Below are 285 nucleotides of genomic sequence, written 5' to 3'. Positions count from 1 at the left end.
AACATAGAATCCCTTAGGCAACCCCGTTTCGGGTCTTCCGGGCTCTATACGCCGAGCGTAACCCAGATCTACCAGGAACATCGGAAGTTCAGGCCTGAAGGTGGCGAGGATATCCAGATAGGTCTGCTCAGGGATGAGAAAGCCGAAATAGCCCATCCACTTATGCCAATCTTCCCTACTGGAGTCAAGTCCACCGAATTTGTCATCGGCAAACTTCATAGTCACTTCTACAAAGCCATCAGCGGCACCACCATGCCATGGACCACGTAGAACGATCTCTTTGCC

Annotated in this window: 1 protein-coding gene; it reads right to left on the bottom strand. The window is 51.6% G+C overall.

All coding sequences use genetic code 11. The features are described from left to right. Positions 1-219: hypothetical protein (locus VJI93_RS08695; RefSeq protein ID WP_324009303.1), on the bottom strand; the 219-nt coding region annotated here is incomplete at its 3' end. Positions 220-285: the final 66 nt, after the last annotated feature.

Source organism: Parvimonas sp. M20, assembly GCF_035282425.1.
In the GTDB taxonomy this organism is placed as follows: Bacteria; Bacillota; Clostridia; order Tissierellales; family Peptoniphilaceae; genus Parvimonas.
Note: the sequence above shows the minus strand (reverse complement) of the source record. Positions and strands in the feature narration are given on the sequence as shown.